Origin of the sequence: Streptomyces sp. NPDC093071, from assembly GCF_044754545.1 — a bacterium.
Taxonomy (GTDB): Bacteria; Actinomycetota; Actinomycetes; order Streptomycetales; family Streptomycetaceae; genus Streptomyces.
Window position 1 is genome coordinate 42004 of record NZ_JBIVPH010000009.1, and the last position, 21608, is coordinate 63611.

At 74.9% G+C, this 21608-nt stretch carries 16 protein-coding genes; 8 read left to right on the top strand and 8 right to left on the bottom strand.

What is annotated here, in order from left to right:
* The first annotated feature begins 41 nt into the window (after positions 1-41).
* The 7 genes from ACIQD7_RS27130 to ACIQD7_RS27160 all read left to right on the top strand — a co-directional run bounded on the left by ACIQD7_RS27130 (position 42) and on the right by ACIQD7_RS27160 (position 8189).
* A complete protein-coding gene (locus tag ACIQD7_RS27130) occupies positions 42-638 on the top strand; it encodes a hypothetical protein (protein ID WP_402444965.1) in 597 nt (198 codons plus the stop codon).
* A gap of 60 nt (positions 639-698) precedes the next feature.
* Complete coding sequence (locus ACIQD7_RS27135) at positions 699-875, top strand: hypothetical protein (protein WP_402444967.1); 177 nt, start codon at positions 699-701, stop codon at positions 873-875.
* Positions 872-1135 (top strand): hypothetical protein, encoded by a 264-nt coding sequence (locus tag ACIQD7_RS27140; RefSeq protein ID WP_402444969.1) that lies wholly within the window; start codon positions 872-874, stop codon positions 1133-1135. The genes ACIQD7_RS27135 and ACIQD7_RS27140 overlap by 4 nt, the downstream gene beginning before the upstream one ends.
* Before the next feature lie 193 nt (positions 1136-1328).
* Complete coding sequence (locus ACIQD7_RS27145; protein WP_402444971.1) at positions 1329-2000, top strand: spermidine synthase; 672 nt, start codon at positions 1329-1331, stop codon at positions 1998-2000.
* Positions 2001-2071: 71 nt separating this feature from the next.
* Entirely contained in the window at positions 2072-2809 is a 738-nt protein-coding gene (locus tag ACIQD7_RS27150) for a response regulator transcription factor (RefSeq protein ID WP_062752240.1), read from the top strand.
* A gap of 143 nt (positions 2810-2952) precedes the next feature.
* Positions 2953-4074 (top strand): ATP-binding protein, encoded by a 1122-nt coding sequence (locus ACIQD7_RS27155; RefSeq protein WP_402444974.1) that lies wholly within the window; start codon positions 2953-2955, stop codon positions 4072-4074.
* A 290-nt stretch (positions 4075-4364) separates the two neighbouring features.
* Complete coding sequence (locus ACIQD7_RS27160; protein ID WP_402444976.1) at positions 4365-8189, top strand: multifunctional oxoglutarate decarboxylase/oxoglutarate dehydrogenase thiamine pyrophosphate-binding subunit/dihydrolipoyllysine-residue succinyltransferase subunit; 3825 nt, start codon at positions 4365-4367, stop codon at positions 8187-8189.
* Between the two features lie 106 nt (positions 8190-8295).
* Here ACIQD7_RS27160 and fxsT read toward each other — a convergent pair whose 3' ends face one another.
* The 7 genes from fxsT to ACIQD7_RS27195 form a co-directional block, all read right to left on the bottom strand.
* The gene (fxsT, locus tag ACIQD7_RS27165; RefSeq protein WP_402444978.1) at positions 8296-11319 is read right to left on the bottom strand and encodes an FxSxx-COOH system tetratricopeptide repeat protein; all 3024 of its coding nucleotides are present in this window, start codon (positions 11317-11319) and stop codon (positions 8296-8298) included.
* Between the two features lie 58 nt (positions 11320-11377).
* Positions 11378-12658 carry an aKG-HExxH-type peptide beta-hydroxylase gene (locus ACIQD7_RS27170; RefSeq protein WP_402444980.1) on the bottom strand — a complete coding sequence of 427 codons (1281 nt, stop codon included), beginning with the start codon at positions 12656-12658 and terminating at the stop codon, positions 11378-11380.
* A gap of 114 nt (positions 12659-12772) precedes the next feature.
* Positions 12773-13165 carry a hypothetical protein gene (locus tag ACIQD7_RS27175; protein ID WP_402444982.1) on the bottom strand — a complete coding sequence of 131 codons (393 nt, stop codon included), beginning with the start codon at positions 13163-13165 and terminating at the stop codon, positions 12773-12775.
* Positions 13166-13293: 128 nt separating this feature from the next.
* Complete coding sequence (locus ACIQD7_RS27180) at positions 13294-16506, bottom strand: SAV_2336 N-terminal domain-related protein (protein WP_402444984.1); 3213 nt, start codon at positions 16504-16506, stop codon at positions 13294-13296.
* 7 nt (positions 16507-16513) lie between these two features.
* Entirely contained in the window at positions 16514-17530 is a 1017-nt protein-coding gene (locus ACIQD7_RS27185) for a MoxR family ATPase (RefSeq protein ID WP_121833910.1), read from the bottom strand.
* Positions 17531-17651: 121 nt separating this feature from the next.
* Positions 17652-19697: a trypsin-like peptidase domain-containing protein gene (locus tag ACIQD7_RS27190; RefSeq protein ID WP_391056208.1), complete on the bottom strand. Its 2046-nt coding sequence runs from the start codon at positions 19695-19697 to the stop codon at positions 17652-17654.
* Positions 19694-20359: a CU044_2847 family protein gene (locus ACIQD7_RS27195; RefSeq protein ID WP_402444987.1), complete on the bottom strand. Its 666-nt coding sequence runs from the start codon at positions 20357-20359 to the stop codon at positions 19694-19696. The genes ACIQD7_RS27190 and ACIQD7_RS27195 overlap by 4 nt, the downstream gene beginning before the upstream one ends.
* A gap of 119 nt (positions 20360-20478) precedes the next feature.
* Here ACIQD7_RS27195 and ACIQD7_RS27200 point away from each other — a divergent pair, with 119 nt between their 5' ends.
* A complete protein-coding gene (locus ACIQD7_RS27200) occupies positions 20479-20664 on the top strand; it encodes a DUF6104 family protein (protein ID WP_037674049.1) in 186 nt (61 codons plus the stop codon).
* Between the two features lie 96 nt (positions 20665-20760).
* Here the strand turns inward: ACIQD7_RS27200 and ACIQD7_RS27205 are convergent, their stop codons facing one another.
* Positions 20761-21576 carry a hypothetical protein gene (locus ACIQD7_RS27205; RefSeq protein WP_402444989.1) on the bottom strand — a complete coding sequence of 272 codons (816 nt, stop codon included), beginning with the start codon at positions 21574-21576 and terminating at the stop codon, positions 20761-20763.
* Between the last annotated feature and the right edge of the window lie 32 nt (positions 21577-21608).

The following is a 21608-nucleotide window of genomic DNA, read 5'->3' on the forward strand; positions in this document are numbered from 1 at the left end:
GTCCGGCTGCGGGGAGGCGCCCCGCCGGGCATCCTCCTCCCATGAGTCCCACGAGACGAGGCGTACGGGGAAGACGATGCGGGGCCATGCTGCTCGCGGCGGTCCTGGCGGGCGGCGCGGCCGGCTGCGGCTCGGGCTCCGGGGCTCCCCCGGCACCCGGTGCGCCCGGGACCACGGCCGTGCCGAGCACGTCGGGCCCGAGCACGACCGGGCCGAACCCTCCCGGCACCACGACCAGCCCCGGCACCCCCGGCACCACGACCGGGCCGAGCGCCCCGAGGGACGACCCCCGGCCGGGTCAGGTCCTCGTCCGGGTGACCGTCACCGGCGGTTTCGCCGGGGTCCGGAACCGGCTCGTCGTCCACCGGGACGGGGCGTGGACGGTCATCTCCGGCGACAAGCCGCCCCGGACCGGCCGACAGACCCCCGCCGAGACCGCCGAGCTGCGCGCGGCCCTGGAGGACCCCGCCTTCGCCCTCGTACCGGCGCGGCCGACCGGACGGCCGATCGCCGACGGCTTCCAGTACGAGGTGGCCTACCGCCACCGCGTGGTCGTCGCGGGCGACGGCGAGCGCCCGCCCGCGCTCCAGCGCGTCTTCGACGCCCTCCCGGAGGGCGGACCGCCGACGAGCCCCTGAGGCCGCCGGGGCCCGCCCGCGACAGAGAGGGCGTGCGACTGTCGCGCCCCGCAGGTGCGCGTGACGGCCCTGGACGCGAAGCCGCCGCCGGAGGTGTCGGCGGCCCTCGCCCCGCCGAACGCACGCCTGAAGGGGTTGCCCGGCGCCCCCGTTCGCCAGGTGGCCGGGCAGCGTTCCCATCTGACCCGCCATCCGGCGGCGGACCCCTGCGACCCGGACGAGGTGCCCGTCCGGTGAGGCCCCTCTCCCCCCTTCTCCTCTGCTCCCGTTCCCGTGGCCTGCCCGGCGCGTTCGCCGTTCTCGTCGGTACGACGGCGGTCGCCGCACGGGCCGCCCGATGGCTGGAAACCGCCCCCGGTTACGACCCCTCGGACCGGCTCTCGGTCGTCGTCCTCGGCCCGGCGGGCGCGGCGTGGACGGCGGCGGCGACCGTCTTCGCCGCGGGCACCGCCCTGTACGCGCGGCGGGGCGTCCGGCGTGGGGCCCGGGGGCGGTGAAGGTCCGGCGCGGGCCCGGTCGGGGGTGGGGCGGGGGTGGGAGGGGCGTGGGCGGGGGGTGTCGGGAGGGGCCTCCCGGGCGGGGGCCCGGGGCACGAACGCCCGGTCCCGTAACGCGTTTGTGGTCGTCGCCGTCGCCCGGCGAGGATGGCGGGAACCATCCGACGAGACGACGAGAGCGGAGCGACCGACGATGTCAGGACCCGTGACCCTCGACCGGCGCGAAGGACCCCACGGAGAGGTCGTCCTGCGCCGCCGCGACGAGCACTACGAGATCATCGCCAACGGCACCTTCCTGATGGACACCTCCGACGGGCGTTCCGAACGGCTCCTGATCGACGCGGCCCTCGCCGCGCTCCCCGGGGAGCGCCGGGCCGGCGCCTCCGTGCTCGTCGGCGGGCTCGGCGTCGGCTTCTCCCTCGCCCACGCCGCCGCCGACTCCCGCTGGGGCCGGATCGTGGTCGCCGAGCGCGAGGAGGCGATCATCGACTGGCACCGGCGGGGGCCGCTCGCCGCGATCTCCGGGGCCGCGCTCGCCGACCCCCGGACCGTGATCCTGCACACGGACCTGGTGGAGCACGTCCACACCTCCACCGACACCTACGACGCCCTCTGCCTGGACATCGACAACGGCCCCGACTGGACGGTCACCGAGGACAACGAATCCCTTTACTCCGCCGAGGGGTTGGCGGCCTGCGCGGCCCGGCTGAACCCCGGCGGGATCCTCGCCGTGTGGTCCGCGCGGCCCTCCGGGGATTTCGAAGCAACCTTGCGGAATGCCGGATTCAGCGGGGTACGGACGGAAGAGGTGCCCGTTGCCCGGGGCGTCCCGGACGCGGTCCACCTCGCCGTACGTCCCGGCTGACTCCTGGATAGCCGGGACACCACCGGTACCTCTAGGCTGCTGCACCGACATCGGCGACGCGAGGCGGGGCAATGGAGCAGACACACACCACTCACCACGGTGCGGCGGCCACTCCGGGGGCCCAGCGGCGCGTCCTGGTGGTCGAGGACGACGCCACGATCGTGGAGGCGATCTCCGCCCGCCTGCGCGCCGAGGGCTTCCTCGTGCAGACCGCGACCGACGGTCCCGCCGCCGTCGACGCGGCCGAGGCCTGGCAGCCCGACCTGATGGTCCTGGACATCATGCTGCCCGGTTTCGACGGCCTGGAGGTGTGCCGCAGGGTCCAGGCCCAGCGGCCCGTCCCGGTCCTCATGCTGACCGCCCGCGACGACGAGACCGACATGCTGGTCGGACTCGGCGTCGGCGCGGACGACTACATGACGAAGCCGTTCTCGATGCGCGAGCTGGCCGCCCGGGTGCACGTGCTGCTCCGCCGGGTCGAGCGGGCCGCCCTCGCGGCGGTCACCCCGCGCAGCGGCATCCTGCGCCTGGGCGAACTGGAGATCGACCACGCCCAGCGGCGGGTCCGGGTCCGCACCGAGGACGTGCACCTGACCCCGACCGAGTTCGACCTCCTCGTCTGTCTGGCGAGCACCCCCCGCGCGGTCCTCTCCCGCGAGCAGCTGCTCGCCGAGGTGTGGGACTGGGCGGACGCCTCGGGCACCCGGACCGTGGACAGCCACATCAAGGCGCTGCGCCGGAAGATCGGGGCCGAGCGGATCCGCACGGTCCACGGCGTCGGCTACGCGCTGGAGACCCCGGCGCCATGAGCCCCCGCAGGCCCGGCGGGCCGGAGGAAGCGAAGCGGCCGGAGGAGCGGGGCGGAGCCGGCGGGCCGGGAGCGGCGGACGGGGCGAGCGGGGCGAACGGGCCCGGGAGATCCGGCGGGCCGGGCGTGACGAGCGGGCCGGGCATGACGAGCGGACCGGGCGCGGTCGACGGGCCCGGCGGGCCCCGGGGCGGGCGGCGGCGGCGCCACCGGATCGTGATCTCCATCAAGACCAAGCTCGGCGCGCTCGTCGTCGGGGCGGTCCTGCTGACCTCCTGCCTCGCCCTGGTGGCGATCCGCACGTCCACCGAGTTCCGGTACATCACGATCTTCGCGATGATCGCGACCCTGCTCATCACCCAGTTCGTCGCGCAGTCCCTGACCGCGCCGCTGGACGAGATGACCACGGTGGCCGGGACGATCTCGCGCGGCGACTTCAGCCGCCGGGTGCGGGGCGCGGACCGGCGGGACGAGCTGGGCGACCTCGCGTCCACGATCAACCGCATGGCGGACGACCTGGAGGCCGTGGACCGGCACCGCAAGGAGCTGGTGGCCAACGTCTCGCACGAGCTGCGGACCCCGATCGCCGCGCTGCGGGCCGTCCTGGAGAACGTCGTGGACGGGGTCTCCGAGGCCGATCCCGAGACGATGCGGTCGGCCCTGAAGCAGACCGAGCGGCTGGGACGGCTGGTGGAGACGCTCCTCGACCTGTCACGCCTTGACAACGGTGTCGTGGCCCTGCGGGGAAGCCGTTTCGAGGTCTGGCCGTATCTGTCGGGGGTGCTGCGGGAGGCGAACCTCGCCGCGTCCCAGCGCGGCCTGTCGTCCACCTCGGGCCTGCACAACCGCACGGACGTGCACCTGCACCTGGACGTGTCGCCGCCCGAGCTGGCCGCCCACGCGGACACGGAGCGGCTGCACCAGGTGATGGCGAACCTGATCGACAACGCGGTGAAGCACTCACCGCCGCACGGCCGGGTCACCGTGCGGGCCCGGCGCGGCCCGTATCCGGACTCCCTGGAGCTGGAGGTCGAGGACGAGGGCCCCGGCATCCCGGAGTCCGAGCGGCACAAGGTCTTCCAGCGGTTCAACCGGGGCTCGGCCTCGCGCCGGCAGGGCCCCGGCAGCGACGGCGGGACGGGCCTCGGGCTCGCGATCGCCCGCTGGGCGGTCGATCTGCACGGCGGCGAGATCGGCGTGGCCGAATCATCACGCGGGTGCCGCATCAGAGTCACTCTTCCGGGCAGTCGTCCACCGACGGATTGACGTAGGGTTCGAACCGGAAGAACACGTTCTGCGTGTACGGGGGTGAGACCTCCGCGCACGTGAACGGGGTGCGATCAGGGGTGCGGCCGAAGGGGGCCGTACCGATGCTTTTCCGTACCCTCACACCAGCGGAACCACGCTTGTTTCCCGCCATTCACGGCTCCGAAACACCCCGTCAAGTGTGACTTGCGCGACGTTGGAGTGCCCGGCCTGCACCTCCCGGCCGGACAGGCGTAGCCTTTATTTCCGCTGTCCATCACCTTGTGAAGCGGAAGAGGGCGGTTGCCGCCGTGTCGTCTCAGTCCCCCAGTACCCCGAGCTCCCCGACCGACCAAGACGGGCAGGGCCAGAACCCTGCGACCGCCTTCGGTGCCAATGAGTGGCTCGTCGACGAGATCTACCAGCAGTACCTCCAGGACCCGAATTCGGTCGATCGTGCCTGGTGGGACTTCTTCGCCGACTACAAGCCCGGGACGTCGGAGACCCCGGCCGCCCCGGCGCCCACCCAGAGCACGCCGAGCGCCCCCGCCGCGCCGCAGACGGGCCCCGCACAGGCCGCGCCTGCCGCTCCGGCCTCCGTGCCCGCCCCTGCTCCGGCTCCCGCCGCCCAGAAGCCGGCCGCGGCTCCCGCCGCCCCGGCCGCGGTGAAGGCGGCCCCCGCGGCCGCCAAGCCGGCCGCCGCCCAGGCCGCTCCGGCCGCCGCGAAGCCCGCCGCCAAGGCCGCCCCGGCGACCGAGGCCCCGGCCGGTCCCGAGCTGATCACGCTGCGCGGCCCCGCCGCCGCGGTCGCGAAGAACATGAACGCCTCCCTGGAGGTGCCGACGGCCACGTCCGTCCGCGCCGTCCCGGTGAAGCTGCTCTTCGACAACCGGATCGTGATCAACAACCACCTGAAGCGCGCCCGGGGCGGGAAGATCTCCTTCACGCACCTCATCGGCTACGCGATGGTGCAGGCGATCAAGGCCATGCCGTCCATGAACAACTCCTTCGCGGAGAAGGACGGCAAGCCGACCCTGGTCAAGCCGGAGCACGTGAACTTCGGCCTCGCGATCGACCTGGTGAAGCCCAACGGCGACCGCCAGCTCGTCGTCGCGGGCATCAAGAAGGCCGAGACGCTCAACTTCTTCGAGTTCTGGCAGGCGTACGAGGACATCGTCAAGCGCGCCCGCGTGGGCAAGCTGACGATGGAGGACTTCTCCGGCGTCACCGTCTCCCTGACCAACCCCGGCGGCCTCGGCACGGTCCACTCCGTGCCGCGTCTGATGCCCGGACAGTCGGTCATCATGGGCGTCGGCTCGATGGACTACCCGGCCGAGTTCCAGGGCACCTCCCAGGACACCCTGAACAAGCTGGGCATCTCCAAGGTCATGACCCTGACCTCGACGTACGACCACCGCGTGATCCAGGGCGCCGCCTCCGGCGAGTTCCTGCGGATCGTCGCGAACCTCCTCCTCGGCGAGGAGGGCTTCTACGACGAGATCTTCAAGGCCCTGCGCATCCCCTACGAGCCGGTCCGCTGGCTCCGCGACATCGACGCCTCCCACGACGACGACGTCACCAAGGCCGCGCGCGTCTTCGAGCTGATCCACTCGTACCGGGTCCGCGGCCACGTCATGGCCGACACCGACCCGCTGGAGTACAAGCAGCGCAAGCACCCCGACCTGGACATCACCGAGCACGGCCTCACCCTGTGGGACCTGGAGCGCGAGTTCGCGGTCGGCGGCTTCGCCGGCAAGTCGATGATGAAGCTCCGCGACATCCTCGGCGTGCTCCGCGACTCGTACTGCCGCACCACCGGCGTCGAGTTCATGCACATCCAGGACCCGAAGCAGCGCAAGTGGATCCAGGACCGCGTCGAGCGCCCGCACTCCCGCGTGGAGCGCGAGGAGCAGCTGCGCATCCTGCGCCGGCTGAACGCGGCGGAGGCCTTCGAGACCTTCCTGCAGACCAAGTACGTCGGCCAGAAGCGGTTCTCCCTGGAGGGCGGCGAGTCCGTCATCCCGCTGCTCGACGCGGTCATCGACTCGGCCGCCGAGTCGCGCCTCGACGAGGTCGTCATCGGCATGGCCCACCGCGGCCGGCTGAACGTCCTGGCGAACATCGTCGGCAAGTCGTACGCGCAGATCTTCCGCGAGTTCGAGGGCAACCTCGACCCGAAGTCGATGCACGGCTCCGGCGACGTCAAGTACCACCTGGGCGCCGAGGGCACCTTCACGGGCCTGGACGGCGAGCAGATCAAGGTCTCCCTGGTCGCCAACCCCTCGCACCTGGAGGCGGTCGACCCGGTCCTGGAGGGTGTCGTCCGCGCCAAGCAGGACGTCATCAACAAGGGCGGCACGGACTTCACCGTCCTGCCGATCGCCCTCCACGGCGACGCGGCCTTCGCCGGCCAGGGCGTCGTCGCCGAGACGCTGAACATGTCGCAGCTGCGGGGCTACCGCACCGGCGGCACGGTCCACATCGTCATCAACAACCAGGTCGGCTTCACCGCCGCCCCGGAGTCCTCGCGTTCCTCGATGTACGCGACCGACGTGGCCCGCATGATCGAGGCGCCGATCTTCCACGTGAACGGCGACGACCCGGAGGCCGTGGTCCGCGTCGCGCGGCTCGCCTTCGAGTTCCGCCAGACGTTCAACAAGGACGTCGTGATCGACCTCATCTGCTACCGCCGCCGCGGTCACAACGAGGGCGACAACCCCTCGTTCACCAACCCGCAGATGTACAACCTGATCGACAAGAAGCGTTCGGTGCGCAAGCTGTACACCGAGTCGCTCATCGGTCGCGGCGACATCACCCTGGAAGAGGCGGAGCAGTCGCTCCAGGACTTCCAGGGCCAGCTGGAGAAGGTGTTCGCGGAGGTCCGCGAGGCCACCACGGCCGCCCCGTCCTCGGTGCACGTCCCGGACGCCCAGGCCGAGTTCCCGGTCGCCGTCACCACCGCGGTCTCCCAGGAGGTCGTGAAGCGGATCGCCGAGTCCCAGGTGAACGTCCCGGACCGGATCACGGTCCACCCGCGCCTGCTGCCGCAGATGCAGCGCCGCGCCGCGTCCATCGACGACGGCACCATCGACTGGGGCTTCGGCGAGACCCTCGCCATCGGCTCCCTGCTGATGGAGGGCACCCCGGTCCGGCTCTCCGGCCAGGACTCCCGACGCGGCACCTTCGGCCAGCGCCACGCGGTCCTGGTGGACCAGGAGACCGGCGAGGACTACACCCCGCTGCTCTACCTGGCCGGGGACCAGGCCCACTACAACGTCTACGACTCGCTGCTCAGCGAGTACGCGGCGATGGGCTTCGAGTACGGCTACTCGCTGGCCCGCCCGGACGCCCTGGTCGTCTGGGAGGCCCAGTTCGGCGACTTCGTCAACGGCGCGCAGACCGTCGTCGACGAGTTCATCTCCTCCGCCGAGCAGAAGTGGGGCCAGACCTCCGGCGTCACGCTGCTCCTGCCGCACGGCTACGAGGGCCAGGGCCCGGACCACTCGTCCGCGCGCCCGGAGCGCTTCCTCCAGATGTGCGCCCAGGACAACATGACGGTCGCCATGCCGACGCTGCCGTCGAACTACTTCCACCTGCTGCGCTGGCAGGTCCACAACCCGCACCACAAGCCGCTCATCGTCTTCACCCCGAAGTCGATGCTGCGCCTGAAGGCGGCGGCGTCCACGGTGGAGGAGTTCACCACCGGCGGCTTCCGCCCGGTGATCGGCGACGCGACGGTCGACCCGGCCGACGTCCGCAAGGTCGTCTTCTGCGCCGGCAAGGTCTACTACGACCTGGAGGCCGAGCGCCAGAAGCGCGGTGACACGGAGACCGCGATCATCCGTCTGGAGCGCCTGTACCCGCTGCCGGGTGCCGAGCTCCAGGCCGAGATCGCCAAGTACCCGAACGCCGCGAAGTACATCTGGGCGCAGGAGGAGCCGGCGAACCAGGGTGCCTGGCCGTTCATCGCGCTCAACCTGATCGACCACCTGGACCTGGCGGTCGGCGCGGACATCCCGGCGGGCGAGCGCCTGCGCCGGATCTCGCGTCCGCACTCCTCCTCCCCGGCGGTCGGCTCGGCCAAGCGCCACCAGGCGGAGCAGCAGCAGCTGGTCAACGAGGTCTTCGACGCCTGATCCCGTACCGCTCGCGCGTGACAGCGGAGGCCCGGCTCCCCTTCTCGGGGGTGCCGGGCCTCCGGCGTTTCCGCAGCTCTTCAGGCCCCGGGTCCTCGTGGGGTCCTCAGCCGAGGTAGGCCTCGAAGTCCCAGTAGGGGCGGTTGCGCTGGCGGGCGGAGAGGGTGTGCGGGTGCTGCGCGCCGAGGGTCCTGGTGAGGGCCAGGAGCCCGTCCTCCTCGACCTTCCCCGCCTCCTCGACCTCGCGGACCCCCCGGAGGTCGGCCGCGAGCGCGATCCGGCACGAGAGGGTCAGCGGGTGCTCGTCGCCGAGGACCCGGCGGGCGCGGCGGAGCGTCTCCCGGCTCAGCTCGACGGCGTCGCCGACGCGCCCGTTGAAGTTGCGGGCGGCGGCGGCGTTGAGCGCGCAGCCCAGGACCCAGGGGTGGTCGGGGCCGAGGGTGGCGGTGAAGCCGCCGAGGGCGGACTCCAGGAGGGCGAGGGCGCCGGAGCGGTCGCCCGCGGCCTGCATGACGAGGCCGGTGTTGGCGACCATGCCGGTGGCGACGGGGTGGGCGGGGCCGAGGATCGAGCGGAATCCGGCCTCCGCCTCGGCGGTCAGCTCGCGGGCGTGGTCGAGGTCCCCGTGTTCGCGCAGGTAGTTAGCGTAGTTGTTGATGAAGGTGAGCGTCGTGTGGTGCTCCCGGCCGTGCACCTGCTCGATCTGTTCGAGGAGGCTCGCCATCTGCGTCCCGATGTCCTGCTGGGCGCCTCCCTCGCGGCGGCGGCAGAGCGCGAGCTGGGCGCGGGCCGAGAGGGTCTGCGGGTGCTGCGGCCCGAGGACCTGGACGTGCAGCCGGACGCTGGCCTCCTGGCGCACGAGGGCGTCGCGGTAGCGGCCGAGGAGGCGCAGGTCGTGGGCGAGGGCGCTGCCCGAGTTGAGGGTGTTGGCGTGGCGGGCGCGCAGGACGGTCTCGCGGCGGGCGAGGTTCTCGGCGTCGAGGTCGTACGCCTCCTGATAGCGGCCGAGGAGGCGGAGGCTGACGCCGAGGTTGTGGCGGGCGAGGAGGGTCATGAACTCGTTCTCGCCCAGGATCCGCTGGGACTCGTCGAGGAGGCGGCGCTGGAGCTCCTCGGCCTCGGTGTACTGGCCGAGGTAGCGGAGGTTGCTCGCGGCGGCGCTGTGGGCGATGAGTTCGGCGTGCTCGTTGCGCGGGGTCTGCGCGCGGAGCCGTTCGAGGGCGGCCGAGTCGAGGACGTGGGCCTCGCGGAACCGGCCGGCGGCGCGCAGGATGTTGCCCTCCTGGCTGGTCAGGGTGAGCATCGGCTGGGCCACCGGGTCCATGAACCCGCTCCAGCTGAGCCGGATCCGCTCGGCGAGCCGGATGCCCGCCTTGAACTCGCCGCTGCGGTAGCAGTAGCGCAGGCAGTTGAGGACGGCGTTCTGGATGCGGGGGCCGCGGCTCTCCAGGGCACCCGAGGGTTCGAGGTGCGGGAGGAGTTCGGCGTAACGGGGCCAGTTGCGGCTGTCCATGGGGTTGCCGGGGTCGGCCTCGGCGAGCAGGGTGCGGACGGCCTTGCGGTGGGCGGCGCGGTGGGTGCCATCGGTGAGCCGGGAGACGATGTCGTGCACCAGGCGGTGCATGTGGACGGACTCCTGGTGCGGTCCCATGTCGGTGCTGACGGGGCCGCGGGTCTCCCGGGTGAGGACGGAGTAGTTGACCAGGGTGTCGAGAGCCCGGGTCCAGGCCGGCAGGTCGTTGACCATCCAGTGGAGGTCCTCGGGCAGTTCGGCCTGCGGATAGGCGCGCACCAGGCCGAGGGGGATGCGGCCGGGGGCGAAGGAGGCGCAGAAGCTGAGGATCTCGACGGCCTGCGGCTGGGCGCGGCGGAGCCGGTTGATCAGTATCGACCAGGAGGTGAGGGAGGCGTTGGGCATCCCCTCGCCGCCGGTGGGGTCGTCGACGGTGGAGAGGCGGCCCTCGCGGACCATGCGGAGGTACTCGGGCGCCTCCATGCCGGACTCGCCGAGCCAGGCGGCGGCCTGGACGAGGGGCAGGGGGACGTCGCCGAACTCGTGGGCGACCTCGTCGGCCTCGGCGGCGGTGATGTGCGGGGCCCGGCGCATGAGGTAGCCGGTGGACTCGGCGCGGGCGAAGCCGCCGACCTCCAGGAGGTCGGTGTGTTCGCCCCAGAGGCGGTTGCGGGAGGTGATCAGGACGTGGCCGGGGCCGTGCGGGAGCATGACGCCGACGTCCCTGATGTCGTCCCAGCCGTCGAAGACGACCAGCCAGCGGCTGTGCGGGTCGCCGCGGCGCAGGGCGTCGCGGACGGCGCGGATGCGTTCGCCGGGTTCGTTGCCGACGGGGAGGCCCAGTTCGACGGCGAGTTCGCCGAAGCGGTCGCGCTGGACGTTGCGGTCGTCGGAGCTGACCCACCAGACGGCGTCGTAGTCGGGGCTGAAGCGGTGGGCGTACTCGGCGGCGATCTGGGTCTTGCCGATGCCGGACATGCCGAGGAGGGTGCAGGCCGCGTTGCCGCGTTCGGCGTCCATGAGCCGTTCCTGCAGTGCGGTGAGGAGGTCGTCGCGGCCGGTGAACCGGGGGTTGCGGCGCGGAACCTCGCCCCAGACCTCGGGCGGGGTGTCGGGGTAGCGGGCGAGGGCGCCGGGCGGGATGCGGCGGGCGGCGGAGCGGCGGGGTTCGATGCCGAGGCGGCCGAGGAGGCGGGCCTCCGCCTCGTCCTCGCCGACGCCCCACAGGCCGGCCGGTTCCAGGACGGCGGTGGCCGGGAGGAGGGGCCGGTTGGTGAGGTTGACGGCGGCGAAGCGGTCGGCGTGGGCGGCGACGAAGCCGCGCAGGACGTCGTTCCACTCGCCGGCGGGGCGGGGGCCGAGTTCGAAGAACCAGTCGTTGAGGACGAGGAGGACCTGGCCGCGGGCGAGCAGCAGGTCGCCGAGGGAGTCCTCCAGGGGGACCTCGCGGGGCGGGTCCCAGCGGTGCGGGGTGGCGCGGACCCCGTGCAGATCGAGGCGCTGGCTGATCCAGGTGGCCCAGGGCCGGTGGTATCCGGGGAACACCACCAGGACGTGTTCGGGTGCCGTGCTTCCGCGCGGGGTTCCGCCCCCGGCCGGCCGCGCCTGTTCCGCCATGTGTACCTCTCCCTGTCCGCTCGCACGCCACGCGGTGTCGTCACGCGCGTGCATAGTGTCACCGAAGTGCTCGGGGCGTGGCGCCGAGACGCGCGTGGTGCTGCTGCATGTGGCGGGCGAACTCCCTTCCCGCGTTGGTCAGTTCATCGGATTCAAGCAGGACCGAGAGGGCCCGGCCCACCTGATGGTGGAATCTTTCGAACTGCTGCCCGGCCCGGGTGCGCCAGGGGGCGGGCAGTCCGGTCGAGCGGGCCGCGCGCCGCCACAGGTCGGTGAGGGCGAGATGGGCGTAGGCGCCCTGGAGGACCCCGGCGATCGGGCGGGCGTCGGTGCGCCAGCCGACCCGGTGCACGGTGGCCGGTCCGGCGTTGTGGAGCGGTACGAGTTCGTGGACGGCCGCCAGTTTGGTGTGCTGGGTCTCGTGGACGAGGACCTCGGCCATCTCGCGGGGACCTTCGGGCAGCGCGGCGAGGACGGCGCCGGGGGCGGCGCGGAGGGTGGCGCCGAAGGGGCCGGTCCCCTTCTCGGCGTGGGCGACCGGCACCAGGACCCGGACGAGGCTCCGGACCTCCCCGGCGCGGCCGGGGTCGGTGGCGTCGAGGAGGCGGAGGGCCGCCCGCCACTGCTCGGCCCAGACGGCCCGCCCGGCGGGTCCGGCCTCCACGCCGGTACGGGGCGGGTTGCCGATGCCGCCGCGCGGCACCCGGTAGGGGTCGAGGTCGTCGAGGACGGCGGTCCCGCCGGGGAGCCGGAGCACGGGGCTCCAGCCGGTCCCGGCGTCTGCGGGGCGCCCGGAGCGGGGGTCGCGCGGGAGCAGGACGGTCCGGTCGGGTCCGGCGCCCTCGGGGGCGATCCGCGCGTGGCGGCCTGCGGTCCGCACGGTGACCCGGTCCGCCCCGGTCAGCAGCCTTCCGAGGCCGGTGAGGGGCAGGGTGCCGTGCGGGCTCGCCACGGTGAGGTCCAGGGCGCAGCCCGCGCGGAGCGCGGCGGTGAGGGCGAGGGCGTCGAAGTGGGCGAGCCGCGCGTCGAGGTCCGGGCCGGGCGGCGCGGTGAGCGCGGCGGCGAGCCAGCCGCCGGTGGTGGGGTAGTCGAGGAGGTCGCGGACGGCGGACGGCGCGCGCCGCTCCGCCCGTTCGAGCAGGTCCCAGGCGGCCTCGAACCGCCCGCCCACACCACCGCCGAGCTCCGCCCGGTGCCGGTGCACCCGGACGAGCAGCGCCTTGAGCAGCACGAGCCGACGCGCGTGCAGCGCGGAACGGAGCAGAACGACACCGTCCTGCGTGGGCCGCGTCCGCGCGAACAGCCCGAGAAGGGCGGCGGAGGGGGGAACGTGGGTCACCGCCGCCTCCTTGGGGGGTGGGGCGGGGTGTTCGGCGTCCCCGGTAACCACGCAACCGTCCGGCAGATGCAGAGGCAGATGCAGAGGCAGAGGCAGATGCCGGTGCCGGTCAGGTCACTCGGCGCCCTCGTCGGAGAACCACGACTCGCCCAGTTCCGCCGCGCGTCCGAGGACGCGGTCGACCTCGGCCACGAGCGCCGGGTCGTCCAGGACGCGCAGGGTGCGCAGGTCGACGGCGGCGAGATCGGGCAGGTGTGCGGGGCGGTCGGGCAGGCGCGTAACGCGGTCGGGCGGGGGTGCCGCGCGGTCGGCCGGGGGCGGCAGTACGCGGTCCGGCAGGCGTGCGGGGCGGTCGGGCAGGCGCGTCGCGCGGTCGGACGGAGACGGCAGTACGCGGTCGGGCCGGTGTGCCGCGCCGTCCGGCAGGCGTACGGGACGGTCCGGCAGGTGTGCCGTGCGGTCGGCGTCGCGGCCGGCACCACTCGTCCACCCCGTGTGCTCGAACACCCTCGGCTCCTCCTCACCGGCGCCCGTCCCCCGCAGTCGTAGCGGCGGAGCGGTTCTTCCCGACGCCGGGAAGCCGGAAACACGTTCGACTCAACTGCGCTCATGTGCGCCCCCCGTCGTCACGCCGCTCACCCGAACGAATCGGCCAAGGTCCACCAGGGGGGCGCGATGCCCCGCCGCTCCCGCTCGTCCGGCCGTACGGCCGGGTTGTCGTACGCGGCCTCCGCCGTCCCGAGCAGCGTCCTGGTCCGCTCCACGTCGCCCCAATCCACCTCTGTCAGGCCGCCCGTGAGCCGTCGCCAGCGTTCGGCGGCGGCGCGCAGCGCGGTCCCGGCCCGGCCGGGGCGCCCCATCAGGAGCAGGACGGCCCCCTGGCCGTGCAGGGCGCGGGCGGCGGTGACCGAGCCCGGGTCGTCGCCGTGGGCGGCGCGGGCGTCCTCCTCGGCGTTGCGGTAGGCGGTGAGCGCGGCGCCGATCAGGCCGTCCCTGGCCACCTCGGACAGCTCCAGGCGCACCCGGGCCAGCTGCAGCCACGCCTCGGCCCGCGCCCCCGGCTCCTCCGTGCCGCGGACGGCCTGTTCCAGGAGGTGGCGGCTCTCGAAGAGGTCGGGCAGGAACCCGGCGCGGTGGAAGCGGAGCGCGAGCACGCTGCCGATCAGGGTCCGGGCCCCGGCCCGTTCGGGCGCGTCGGCGGGCAGCCGGGTGAGGGCCTCGCGCAGGACCCCTTCGGCCCGGTCGACGGGGGCCGTGCCGGTGCCGGCGGCGGCGCGGCGCAGCAGGGAGCCGCCCCAGGCGAGCAGGGTCCGGCCGCGCTGTCCGCTGTCGGCGGGGGCGAGGAGGGTGGCCTCCTCGTAGGCCGCGTCGGCGGCGGCCCCGTCGCCGACCGCGTCGTACAGCCGGGCGCGGGCCGTGGCGTGGCGCAGCCGCAGGGCGCGGCCGTCGCCGAGGAGCGGCGCGGCGCGGTCGAGGACGGGGGCGATCCGGTCGGGTCCGGCCCCGGCGAGGCGCAGGGCGTCGGCGAGGTCGAGGAGGACGGGAGCGCTCTCCCGGAGGCCGAGGGCGGCGGTGAGTTCCCCGGCGGCCGCGGCGCCGTCGCCCCGGGCCAGGAGCAGGCGGCCCCGGCGCAGGTGGAGGGTGTGGCGGGTGGTCTCGGGCCAGTGTTCCGGGGGCCCGGCGAGGGCGTCGAGGGCGGCGTCGAGGTGGCCGGGGTCGTCGGTGTCGCGCCACAGCGCGTGGTGGACGACGGCGAGTTCCAGCCGTGCCTCGGCCCACGCCTCGTCGCCGGTCCCGGCCAGTTCCCCGGCCCGTACGAGGGTGTCGGCGGCCCGGGCGAGGAGTTCCGCGCGCCGGTCGGAGCGCCGGGCGGCCGCGGTGCCGGCCTCGGCGTGGAGGGCGCGGGCGAGCACGATCCGGGCCTCGACGGGTTCGGCCGGGAGGGCGGCCTCGGCGCGTTCGCGGGCACCGGCGAGGAGGGCGGGGTCGGACTGGCCCCGGCCCTGGGCGAGGAGGCGGCGGGCCTCGGTGAGCGGGTCGGGGGTGACGAGGTCGGGGTGGTAGAAGCGGAGCACGCGCGCGGGGATGCGGGCGAAGAGCTCGGTCTCGGCGCTGTCGGGCCCGAGGGGTTCGTCGGTCGCGTCGGGCGGCGCGGCGGCGCTCCCGGCCTCCGGTTCGTCCCCGGCCTCCGCGCCGGCCAGACGGGCGGCGGCGAGCGCCGGGAAGTTCCGCATCCCCTGGCCGAAATTGCGCTCCACGTAGGCGGAGCAGTGTTTGAGGACGAGGGCGGCGGCGCTGGGATCGAGCGAGCCGAGGAAGTGCTGCTGGACGCCCGGCGGATAGCTGAAGCAGGGGTACGGAGTGGGGCCGGGGAGGCGCCGCAGGAGTCCGCTGAGGAGGACCTCGGCCAGCTCCATGGGACCGGTGTCGGGCAGCATCGCGCGCTGGACGAGCTGCATGACGGGGAGGGTGAGGGGCGCGGCGGCGAGGTGCACGGCGAGCCGGAGGGCGCCGGGCGAGGCGCCCGCCCGGAAGGCGCGGAGGAGTTCCTCGTCGCCGCGCGGGACGCGGGGCGCCCGGGGGGCGGCGGGTCCGGCCGGTCCGGGGGCGAGCCGGGCGGCCCAGCCGCGGACGGCGTCGCCGCCGTGGCCGGTGTGGAGGCGGACCCAGGAGGCGAAGGCCTCGGGGGTCGGGGTGAGGACGGGGACGGCCCGGCGGCCGGGCAGGAGGGGGCCCCAGGGCTCGTCGTCGGATCGGAAGGAGGTGTGCCCGCCGGGGGTCGCGGAGCGCTGGAAGGTGCCTGGTTCGGCGGGGAGCGCGGTCCGGGGCCAGAGGCGCGGCGGCAGGGGCTGGACGAGGGCGAGCGGGGCGCGGCCGGGCCACTGGCGCAGGAAGCGCTGGGCGGCGCCGCGCTGCCAGAGGGGTCCGACGCAGTCGCTGACGACGAGGGTGAGCCGGCGGCCCGTGGGGTCGTGGAGCTGGTCGACGGGGCGCAGCCGGGGCCGGCCGTCGGCACCGGAGGTGGTGGTGACGAGCGGGGGCCCGTCGCCGGTGTCGTACAGGCGGTGCACCTGGACGTCCCGGAAGGCGCCGGACTGCTGGCAGGCCTGGCGGAGTTCCTCGACCATCCGGCTCCAGACGCCCATGGCGGGGCCGGTGTCCATGAGGAGCTGGATGTCGGGGCGGTGGCCGGCGGCGGGGCGCAGGACGGGGGTGAGGACGCCGGCGGCGGCGCTGCGCTCGGCGGTGGCCTCCTCGTCGAGGACGCCCTCGCCGGGCCGGGGCGGGGCGGGGGCGTAGTCGCGCAGGGGGCGGAGGGCCTTCTGGAGGCCGAGGAGGCCGGGCAGGGCGTTGGCGCCGGGGGCGCGGACGGGCAGCCCGGCGCCCCGCTCCGCGCGTCCCGCGCCGCCACGCGCGCCGGGGGCTCCGGCGCGCATGTGGAGGGAGACGGACTCCCGGGCGCCCCCGCCCGGACCCGCGCCCCCGCCCGCGTCACCGTCTTCCCGTACGGAACCGTCCCCGCCCCGTACGGAACCGTCCCCGCCCCGTACGGAACCGTCCCCGCCCCGTACGGAACCGTCCCCGCCCCGTACGGAACCGTCCTCCGCCCGTAAGGAACCACCCGAGTCCTGTTCCCGGTCCCGGTCCGTTTCCCGGTCGTCGGCGCCGTCCCCGGGCGTACCGGGGAGCGGACCGGTCCCCAGGGGGCCGCCGGTCTCCGGCTCGGGCCCGGGGAGCCAGCGGGCCAGCCAGAGGGCGTCCGCGAGGTCCTCGGCGGTCGGGTCCTGGCCGCCGGCCCTCAGTCTGCGGGCGAGCTCCTCCAGGTGCGGCCGGTCCGGCCGGTGCATCCGGTCCTCACCTCGGCTGGTCGAGCGGTTGCATGAGCATGTCCGCGATGCGCTCCCGGGTGACCCGCTCGGCGCGGGAGGCGTGCTGGGTGAGGTAGAGGGCGTTGAGGAGCTGGTCGGTGGCGATCACCTCGCCGGGCTCGCGGTTCAGGAACCGCTGGACGAGGTCCCGTTCGCCCTCGCCGGTGGCGGCGTCGGCCCCGAGGTGGGCCTCGATCATGGCGCCGAGCTGCTCCTCGCCGGGCGGTTCGAGCTCCAGGCGGATGCAGCGGCGCAACAGGGCGGCGGGGAAGTCCCGTTCGCCGTTGGAGGTGAGGACGATGAAGGGGAAGGTGGTGCAGCGGACCCGGCCGCCGAAGATCCGCACCTTGCGCCCGTCGTCGCTCAGGACCTCCACGACGGGCTCCCGGTCGGCGAGCCGCTCCAGCTCGGGGATGGCGAACTCGCCCTCCTCCAAGGCGTTCAGGAGGTCGTTCGGCAGGTCGAGGTCGCTCTTGTCCAGCTCGTCGATGAGCAGCACGCGGGGCTGCTCGGAGGGAAGCAGGGCGGTGCCGAGCGGACCGAGCCGGATGTACGAGCCGATGCCCGCCGGGGTCGCGGCGGCGGAGCCGGTCGAGTCGGGCCGGGCGCGCTCCAGTTGGACGTCCTGGAGCCGTCCGATGGCGTCGTACCGGTAGAGGCCGTCCTGGAGGGTGGTGCGGCTGACGACGGGCCAGCGCAGCACGCGCCCGAGGCCCAGTTCGTGGGCGACGGCGTGGGCGAGGGTGGACTTGCCGGTGCCGGGGTTCCCGGTGACGAGGAGCGGACGCCGCAGGTACAGGGCGGCGTTGACGGCGTCGGTCTCGGCGGGCCTGGGGTGGTGGTTCTGGACGAGCCTGCGGCGGACGCCGAGCCTCCGGCCGGAGCCCGCCAGGGTGTCGTCCGCGCCGCCGGCCGAGAAGTCGCGCCAGGGCGGCGGGGCGGGCAGCCGCCGTATCTCGTCGTGCGGGAGACCGGCACCACGGTAGATCCGCCAATCGTTCACGAGGGACTCCTCCTGGCTGTGGTGTCGGTGCCGGGCGCGTCGAAAATACCGCCCGGGGGCGGGGCCTGCCGATGCCCGTTCCGGCCGGATCGGGGTGCCGTCGTCCCGGTGGTCGCTCCGGTCACTGCTCCCCCTCCCCGAGCAGGGGCGGGGCCTCGAGTCGCCCGCCGTGCGGGGGCCGGTCGGGCGGGTCGAGGAGTACGGCGATGGTCTCGGCCCACCCGTAGGCGGCCCGCGCCTCGGGGCCGGCCGCCCGGTCGGGGGCGCGGGTGCGCAGGGAGCGGACCGGGCCGCGCACGCCCCAGGCGGTGGCGGCGTCCGCGAGCAGCCGGTCGGCCCGCTCGTGGAACTCCGCGCAGTCGGTGTGGTCGTGGGCGCCGGTCCGCCAGAGGGCCAGGGGGTGGCCGGCGGCCAGGGCGGCGTTCATCGCCATGAGCCCGTCGCCGCTGCCGACCGGGCCGCAGTAGACGGGGACGGTGCCGCCCTCGGCGTCGCGCAGCCGGTCGTACGCCTCCGCCCAGGTCTCCCGGCGCACGCGCGCGGTGTGGGCGCCGGGGCCCGCGCCCGGCACCTCGGCGCGCAGCGGGGCGGCGCGCAGCGGTCCGCGCTCCCCCGCCTCCCAGCGCTCGCGCCATTCGGGGGCCGGTTCGCGGTCGTGGCGGCGGGCGTCGCGGATGACGACGATCCGGCGCTGGCCGAGGGTGGTGGCCCAGGTGTCCTCGGGGCCCTGGGGCGGTTCGAGCCGCCAGGTGTCGAGGGGTTCGTCGAAGAGCTCGCGGGGCAGCACGGCCTCCACGGCGGCCAGGTGCGGTCCGCTGTCGCCGCGCCGGAGGGCGTCCGCGAGCGGTTCGCGCAGGGTCTCCCGGAGCCGGGCCCGCTCGACCCCCCGGTCGTCGCAGTGGAGCGGGCTGACCGTGTGCCCGTCGAGGAGGAGCTTGACCCGCCAGGGGTAGCGCCGGTCGTAGCGGGGGGTGTCGATCTCCAGGAGGACGTCGGCACGCGCGCGGGGTTCGCGTACGGAGAGGGGCGCGGCCCGGCCGGGGCCGACGAGCCGGTCGATCGCGCGCCTCAGGTGCCGGTCGGCGTCGCCCGACTCGTCGACGATCCAGCGGGTGAGGGCGGCGGTGTCGGCCCGCTCGCCGTACCGCCCGGAGACGTGCCGGACGACGTGGGCCGCGTACAGCAGGACGGCGTCGAGGTCGAGGTCGCGGACGCCGTCCCGGCGGGGCGCACGCAGGCCGCGCAGGAGTCCGGCGCCCTCGCTCCAGGTGCGCGGGTCGTCCTCCAGGGCGTCCGGCAGGTCGTCGTCCCTGATCCAGGCCTTGACCTGGTCGATGAGGTCCATGACCTCGCCGGGGGCGGTGGGCGCGGGGAGTTCGGCGAAGTGCCCGTACAGCTGGGTGCGCAGGCCGGGGCTGACGCCGTGGGAGGCGGGCAGCAGCCGCTGGGCGCGGGTCCAGTCGGGCCGGTCGTCGAGGGAGCGGTAGCGGGCGAGGTGGTGGCGGTCGTGGGCGCGCAGCGCCTCGCCCATCGCGCCGCCGCCGGGGAGGTCGTGGAGGCGGCGCAGGGCGGTGACGGGGACGACGGCCCCGCCGTCGCGTCCGCGTCCCTTGTTGAGGCCGACGACGGCCCCTTGGGCGAGGTCGACGACGGGGCCGCCGGAGCAGCCCTCGACGGGCATGACCCAGTCGGTGATCAGGGCCTGTCCGTCGCTGCCGATCAGCTGCCCCTGGACGTGCCGGACGCCGAGTTCGCCGGTCTCGCGGGACCAGCCGTGCAGGCCGACGGCGGTCGGCGGGACGGGCGGGCGCTCGCCGAGGCGCACGCAGGACGCCTGCTGGGTGCCGGGCACGCGCAGGAGCGCGACGTCGGGGAAGGCCCACCGGTCGGGCGGGTCCTCGGGCCGCTCGGGGCGGGGCAGGGCGAGCACGACGGTGCCGGTGGCCTCGCGGGTGGTCTCGCCGTCCTCCCAGGTGACGCCGACGGCCGGCTCGCTCCTCCACACCGCGCTTCCCCCCTCGGCCACGACATGGGCGCAGGTCAGCACCCAGCCGGGGGCGATGAAGAAGCCGGTGCCCCAGTACCGGTCGCCGTGCGGGTCATACCCGCTGCCGGGAGCGGCGATGCGTACCAGTGCGGGGCGCACGAGAGCGTCGAAGGCGCTCATGCGGCTCCGTCGTCCGCCACGCGCGCGTGCGGACCGCTCCCGGGCGGCGGCGCGACACCCTCCGGGAGGGGGGCGCGCGCAGGCGGGACGGGGGGCGTGGGGGGTACGGGGGGCGAGGCGGGGACCGGGGGCACGGCAGGCGGCCGGTACGCGGGGGCGGGCGCGGGCGCGGTGCTCACGGCGGAGACCGGGTCCGGGGCGGTGGCGGTGCCGGGCGGGGGCGCGGTGCCCGGCGCGGGGGTGACGCCCGCAGCCGGGGCCGCGTCAGGAGCCGGGGCCGCGTGGGCAGCCGGAGTCGCGTCGAGGGCGGTGGCCGCGTCCGGCACGGGCCGGGGGCCCGGTTCGGTCCAGGTGAGGGAGACGTTCACGGAGGCCGTGCCCGACCCGTCCGCGAGGACGCCGATCACCTTGCCGGACTGCGCCGTCAGTTCGATGCCGAAGCTGACGGCGACCTCGACGGGTCCCTGGGGGTCGAGCCCGGCGCGCAGCGAGCCGACCACCCCGCGCACGACGTCCGTGAGTCCCCCGGCCATCGAGACCACCCGGTCCCTGACGCCGGTGTCCTGGAACCCGCCGCCCCCGCCGAGTTCCTCCGCGTCCCCGACCCGCGCCCACACGGGCGTGCCGTCGTCCAGCCGAATCCGAGCGATCCCCTGCGCCACAGCGGCCCCCGCTCCCCGAAGCGTTGTTGGATCCAGAAGGCTAATCGGTGGGACTGACGGGCGACAGGGGACAGGAGGAGACGGCGGGGCACGCCGGGGACACGGCCTATCCTGATCGCATGTACTTCACCGACCGTGGCATCGAGGAACTGGAGAAGCGTCGGGGCGAGGAGGAGGTCACCTTCGAGTGGCTCGCCGAGCAGCTGCGGACGTTCGTCGACCTCAACCCCGACTTCGAGGTGCCGGTCGAGCGCCTCGCGACCTGGCTGGCCCGTCTGGACGACGAGGACGACGACGAGGAGTAGGACGCGGGCGTACGCTCGTCGCCCCCGGAAGCACGGTCACCGCGAGGGGCAACCGAAGTTTTACGGCCGTAAAACGCGCCGCTCCCGGGCGCGCGGTCACCGCTCCCGCAGCCGGTCGTAGGCGAGTCCGAGCGCGCCGTGCGCGACGAGCAGGGCCCCGGCCGTCGCCCAGCCGCCGCTGCGCCGGCCGGCGCCCCAGAGCAGCAGCGGCACCCCCGCCAGGAGCTGCGCCCCGCCCAGCACGCGCGCCCTGGGCCCGCGCAGGTACGGGCCGAGGGGCCCTTCCTCCACCACGTCGAGTTCGGCGCGGACCGCGTCCCTCCAGGCGGCTCCTTCGATCGGTTCGGCCCCCTGGGCGAGGGCGACGGAGCGGAGCCGGTCGGCGTGGTCGCCGGGGGCGAGGCCGGTGGGCAGCGCGAGCCCGGCGCGGGCGAGGACCGCGACGACCCCGACGAGCCGGCTGTGGGCGTCGGCCTCCGGGTCGGGCCCGGTGAGCGGTTCGAGGGCCTGCACGTCGAGGACGGGGTCGAGGGCGAGCCGGGCGGCGAAGGTGCGCATGGCCTCGTCCTCGCCGACGGGGGTGCCGTCCGCGAGCCAGGTGTAGCCGACCGTGCGGCGGAAGCCCGCCGCGAGGGTGAGCCCGGCCCGGTCGCGGTCCCACCACAGCGCGACGACGGGCCAGGTGGCGGCGGGGACGGCGAGGGCGGTGGCCCAGCCGGTGACGACCTGTTCGACGGGTTCCCCGCCGTGGAGCCAGGGCTTCCCCTCCGGTACGAGCACGCTCCAGCCGGGGCCGGCGGGGGCGAGGAGCAGGTGTTCCCCGAGCAGCCGGGCCGGCGGCCGGACCGCCGGGGGCTCGGCGCGGCAGAGCAGCAGCGCCCCGACGGGGTTCGGTCCGGATGTCGCGTTCATGCCCCTACGCTAGGGCAATTTGTCCGCACAAG